Raw genomic sequence first — 4,920 nt, forward strand, 5'->3', positions numbered from 1 at the left:
TTTCTGTAGAAAAGTTTCCCCCCGGACCCCCCTTCCAAAGATTTTTAATAGTTACAAGGCGTTTGCTTTACCTGCCTGTAACCGTTGAAAGTTTTTTGGAGGGGAGAGCGCGAGAGGGGGACCCTTTTTTCAAAAAGGGTCCCCCTCTCGCATCTCATCTTCTCTCTTCTCTCTACAATAATTCTTTGGCCAGGGCGGTGATTTCCTCGCGGATCACGTCGGCGGCGGCCTTGGGCACGAGTTTTTTGATCTCGTCCGCCAGTTCCTCGCGCAGGGCGTTTATGGCCGCTTCAAGCTCCGCCTTGTCCACTTTGGTCGCAAGGGCTTCGAGGGCGGGGGCCAGGGCCGCGTCGATATCCGCGCGGTCCGGCTTGGCCTCGAGAGCGGCCAGGGAAGGGGCAAGGGCGTCGCGCACCTGGCTGGTCACGTCGTCGGTGATGGCGGCGACGAGCTTTTCGGAGTCCTGGCGTTCGGATTCCAGGGTCTCGATGCGGCCGGTCAGCACACCGCCGAGAGCCTCGACCTCTTGCCGGGCGGTCTGCTTGGCCGATTCCATGGCCTCGGCCAGGCGTTCGTCCAGGGTCGACGCCAGCTCGGTGCTGAGCGTCTCGCGCAGTTCCCGGCGCAACTCGGTCAGGCGTTCGTCGAGCTTGCCGGCGATGTCGCGGGAAAGCGTCTCCCCGAGCGTCTCCAGGCTGGCGGCAAGGCTGTCCTTGGTGGCAAAGGCATCCGGCTGCGGCAGCTCGCGGGTGATCTCGGCCAGCCGGGTTTCCATGGTGGCGGTGAAATCCGTGAACTGTCCCTGCTGGTCCTGGGTCAGGGTTTCCAGCCGGGCCAGGGACTGGCGCACCTCGGCCAGCAGCGCATCCCGGGCCGCTCCACCCTTTTCGTCGGCGGCTTCGAGAATTTCGGCCTTGAGTTTCTCGTGGTCCGGGGCCTGTGGCTGGCCGGCCAGGATCGCATCCAGGCGTTCGGACAGGGAGTCTTCCAGCCGCGCCGACAGGGCGTCGGCCAAGGCGTCGCCGTCGGCGGCCGTGGGCAGGGCTTCGACCTTGTCGCACAGGGTGGCGGTGGAGGTTTCCAAGGCGTCGATGCGGGCGGCCAGGGCGTCGGCCAAAGCGTCGCCGTCGGCGGCCGTGGGCAGGGCTTCGACCTTGTCGCACAGGGTGGCGGTGGAGGTTTCCAAGGCGTCGATGCGGGCGCCCAGGGCGTCCAGGCGGCCGGTTTTGGCGGCTTCCTCGTCCGGGGACTCCGGGGCCGGTCCCTTGGCCGTGTCGATGAGCTTGTCCAGGGCGGCCAGATCGATGGCTCCGGCGGTAGCGGCCGCAAGCGGCGCGACGGCCGGCGTTTCCTCGATGGCGTCGAGTTCCGCCAGATCGGGGCCGCCGGTCGTGGCCGGGGCTTCGTCCGGGGCCGGGGGCAGGTCGCCGAGCAGGTCGTCCATGCTCGGTTCGCGCCCTGGCCCCTCGTCGGCGGCCTGGGACTGCGGCGCTTCGGGCTCGAACGCGGACAGGCTCATGTCGGAAAGATCCAGGGCGTCGTCCGCTTCCTCGGGAGCCGCCGGGGCTTCGTCCGTGCCGGACGCTTCGGGCGTGTGGGCGGCGGGCTTCGGCGCGGCATCGAACTGGGCCAGGAGGTCGTCGCCTTCGGCCTTGGCGTCATCGTCGCCGAAGAGGTCGGCCATGGCGTCGTCGGTGGCGGGTGCGGACGTGGCCGGGGTCGGCTCGGCGTCGCCGAACAGGTCCTCGAGCTCCTGCTCGAAGCTCATGTCCACGGGGGCGTCGTTACCGGCGTCGTCGCCGACGCTCCCCTCTTCGACGAGGTCGGTCAGATCGATGATGTCGTCGTCGCTTTCGGGAAGGGGTTTGTCGGTCGGCATGGGATACCTCGGCCTGATGCGGCGTCAGAAATATGAAAGCGAGGCCGGGGGATAGGCGCCCAGCCTCGCCAAGGCACAATTAAGCCTTCGGATGGCACTCGGGGCACTTGGTCGGGCCCTTGGCTTCCTTCTTGTGGCAGCCGATGCAGCTGTGCGGGCTCTTCATGTCGTGAAAAGCCTTGTAGAAGGAATGCTCACTGGTCTTGTCCTTGCTGTCCTTGCTGTCGTGGCAGCCGGCGGCGGAGCACTTCTGGTTGGCTTCACCCTTGTGGTGGCACATCTTGCAGTCGATCTTGGCATGGCCCTTGTGGGAGAAAGCCACTTCGGTCTTGGTGACTTTGTCGTAGCCTTCCGGTGCCTTGATCTTCATGTCCGCCGGAGCTTCCACGGCTTGCAGCATGGGCAGGCCCACGAAGCCCACCAACGCCATGCAAGCGAGAATCGTAAACAACGCTTTTCTCATCCCTCACACCTCCTTCCAAGAATAATTTTTCACATAGGGTGTGTACGACCAGCCCCGACAGCCTGTCAAGGTGCATCGCCCGGAAAAGACGGAAGATTTCAGTCCGAAAAGGTAGGAAAATCAGCCCTCCAGGGTGTACTTTTCGGCATAGCCGCGCGGGGTGAGCATGCGCCCGGCCGCCAGGCGCGTGGCGGCGTTGCCGATGACCACCAGGGTCAGCATGTCGGCAAAGGCCGGGTCGGCCCCGGCCAGGGGGGACACGCGGATTTCCTGGCCTGGACGAAAGGCGTTTTTGACCATGCCGACGGGCGTTTGCGGATCGCGATGGCGTCCGGCCAGGGCCAGCGCCTCCTCCAGGTAGCCGGAGCGCCGCCGGGAGCGGGGGTTGTAGAGGGCCAGCACGAAATCGGCGGCCAGGGCCGCGTCCAGCCGGCGGCGGATGACTTCCAGGGGCGTGAGCAGGTCCGACAGGCTGACCACGGCGAAATCGTGGGTGAGCGGCGCGCCGAGCAGGGCCGCTGCCGCGCAAACGGCCGGGATGCCCGGCACCACGTCGAAATCCATCCGGTCGGCCAGCCCCATGGCGTCGAGCATTTCGAGGGCCAGCCCGGCCATGCCGTAGACTCCGGCGTCGCCGCTCGAGACCAGGGCCACGCGTTTGCCGGCCGCCGCCGCTTCCAGGGCCGCCCGGCAGCGGGCCACCTCGCCGGTCATGCCCGTTGCCATAACTTCCTTGCCGGCCAGCAGTTCGGGCGGCACAAGGTCGATGTAGGTCGCATACCCGGCCACCATCCCGGCCGTCCCGAGGGCTTCGGCCGCCAGGGGGGCGAGCAGGGCCGCGTCGCCCGGGCCAAGCCCGATCACCGTCAGACGGCCACGGCGGCCGTGGCGCGTTTCGTCGCCGTCTTGGGGACCACAAGCCTGCCCCCGTTCGAGGCCAGTATCGCCGCCGCTTCGCATACGCTTCCCGTTCCCATGTGTTTCGCCACCGTGGCCGACGGATGGGGAACAGCCACAGCGGCCAGTTCTTCCGCTTCGTAGAAAATCGTTCGCGCTCCGAGCGTGGCGGCGGCCTGGAGAATGCCCGCCTCGTCGCGCTTGGCCTCGATGGAGGCGATGACGCCGATGCTGGCCGGGGAAATGCCGCGTTCCCGGCACACCCGTTCGATAAGCTCCAGAATTTCGGTCGTCGGGGTTCCCCGCCGGCAGCCCACCCCGACCGCCAGCACCCTTGGCCGCAGGTAAAGCCGGTCCGGAGCCGGTCGTCCCTGTCGCCAGTCCACGACCACCAGCGGCGTTCCGGGTTCGGGCGGCTCGGGCGCGGCCACCCAGACGAAAAAACGGGCCTTCGCCGGATCGTCCACCGGGAAAAGCCCCAGCGGATCGAACACGGCCACCGGGCCTCCGGCCGCCAGCACGGCATTGACGCGGCGGGTGGCCTGCGGATTGTCCAGGCCGAGGCCGCGTTCCCGGGCCAGCAGCTCCACGGCCGGCGCGCCGGCCGCGTCCGTGGCCGTGGTGACCACCGGCACGGCCCCGACACAGGCGGCCGCCTCCCGGGCCAGGGCGTTGGCCCCACCGTAATGCCCGGCCAGCAGGCTTATGGCGAAACGACCGGCGTCGTCCAGGCAGATGACCGCCGGATCGCTGTATTTGTCGCCGAGGTGCGGGGCGATGGCCCGCACGGCAATGCCGCAGGCGCACACGAACACATGGGCCGGGCGCGCGTGGAAGCTTGCGGCCACAAGCTCGCCCAAGGCGGCATAGCCCACAGCGCCGGCCTCGTCGGCCAGGCGGTCGGGGACGAAAAGGTCGGCGTCAAGTTTTGCGGCCAGGAGGCGGCCGAGGGCGGCTCCTTTGCGGGTGACGGCATACACGGCCGGTCGCGATTGCGGCATGGGAGGCACATACGCTTTTTTGCGGCGGGGCTAAAGAAGATTGCGCGGGCGGCCGATAAGGCTCTTGGATAAGGAATGGTCCGTCCCTCATGCGGACCTCTTGCGGAGACTGCCATGATCGATGCGGTGGACAGCGGCGGCTACGGGGTACTGGGGCTTTACGCGGCCCAGGCTCCGGTCGTGCCCGATCCGCCGGTTCGGGCGGCCTCGGCCACCGGCGCCGCGGCCGGACAGGTCGTCGCGGCCGTGCCGCCCGTCCAGGAAGCCGCCGCCGTCGGCAGCGGGCCGGTCTCGGCCGGCGAGGCCTCACAGGACGGTGCAGCCACGGGCGGACGGGATTTCGCCGGACAGGGACAGGCCCTGGCCCGCCAAGTCGCCGTGGCCGTGAGCCTGACCGTTTCGACGGAAACCTCCCCCACGAACGCCGCGTCCGCGTCGGACCAGGGAACCTCCGGCACCGCCCAGACCCGCGCCCTGCGGGCCTACGCCCGAAACGGCGAAACCACCGCCTCCCGCTCCGCCCCCATGCTCACCGCCCAGGCGTGAGGCCCTTGGGGAAGGGAAAGCGCGAACAGTGCGAGAGGGGAACCCTTTTTGAAAAAAGGGTTCCCCTCTCGCGCTCTCCCCTCCCCAAAACTTTTAACAGGTAGGGGTGATGTGACGGCAGCATCCTGTAACTA

At 67.9% G+C, this 4,920-nt stretch carries 5 protein-coding genes; 1 reads left to right on the top strand and 4 read right to left on the bottom strand.

Annotation, left to right across the window (positions count from 1 at the left end):
* Positions 1-172: 172 nt before the first annotated feature.
* The 4 genes from ACMZ6R_RS20030 to ACMZ6R_RS20045 form a co-directional block, all read right to left on the bottom strand.
* Positions 173-1,879 (bottom strand): hypothetical protein, encoded by a 1,707-nt coding sequence (locus tag ACMZ6R_RS20030; protein WP_416114718.1) that lies wholly within the window; start codon positions 1,877-1,879, stop codon positions 173-175.
* 79 nt (positions 1,880-1,958) lie between these two features.
* On the bottom strand, positions 1,959-2,342 hold the full coding sequence (locus tag ACMZ6R_RS20035; RefSeq protein ID WP_416114719.1) for a cytochrome c3 family protein: 384 nt from the start codon (positions 2,340-2,342) through the stop codon (positions 1,959-1,961).
* 120 nt (positions 2,343-2,462) lie between these two features.
* Complete coding sequence (gene cobJ, locus ACMZ6R_RS20040) at positions 2,463-3,302, bottom strand: precorrin-3B C(17)-methyltransferase (RefSeq protein WP_416114720.1); 840 nt, start codon at positions 3,300-3,302, stop codon at positions 2,463-2,465.
* Positions 3,209-4,240, bottom strand: coding sequence for a cobalt-precorrin 5A hydrolase (locus ACMZ6R_RS20045; RefSeq protein ID WP_416114721.1), 1,032 nt, complete (start codon positions 4,238-4,240; stop codon positions 3,209-3,211). Before ACMZ6R_RS20045 ends, cobJ begins: the two co-directional genes overlap by 94 nt.
* Before the next feature lie 114 nt (positions 4,241-4,354).
* On the opposite strand from ACMZ6R_RS20045, the gene ACMZ6R_RS20050 reads away from it, so the two are divergent.
* Positions 4,355-4,786: a hypothetical protein gene (locus ACMZ6R_RS20050; RefSeq protein ID WP_416114722.1), complete on the top strand. Its 432-nt coding sequence runs from the start codon at positions 4,355-4,357 to the stop codon at positions 4,784-4,786.
* Positions 4,787-4,920 lie beyond the last annotated feature (134 nt).

This window comes from Solidesulfovibrio sp. C21 (assembly GCF_047785625.1).
Lineage (GTDB): Bacteria > Desulfobacterota > Desulfovibrionia > Desulfovibrionales > Desulfovibrionaceae > Solidesulfovibrio.

Bases quoted from the DNA above. Each gene is read 5' to 3' on its own strand.
- ACMZ6R_RS20030 (WP_416114718.1), bottom strand. From the start codon at position 1,879: ATGCCGACCGACAAACCCCTTCCCGAAAGCGACGACGACATCATCGAT.
- ACMZ6R_RS20035 (WP_416114719.1), bottom strand. From the start codon at position 2,342: ATGAGAAAAGCGTTGTTTACGATTCTCGCTTGCATGGCGTTGGTGGGC.
- cobJ (WP_416114720.1), bottom strand. From the start codon at position 3,302: ATGCGAAGCGGCGGCGATACTGGCCTCGAACGGGGGCAGGCTTGTGGT.
- ACMZ6R_RS20045 (WP_416114721.1), bottom strand. From the start codon at position 4,240: ATGCCGCAATCGCGACCGGCCGTGTATGCCGTCACCCGCAAAGGAGCC.
- ACMZ6R_RS20050 (WP_416114722.1), top strand. From the start codon at position 4,355: ATGATCGATGCGGTGGACAGCGGCGGCTACGGGGTACTGGGGCTTTAC.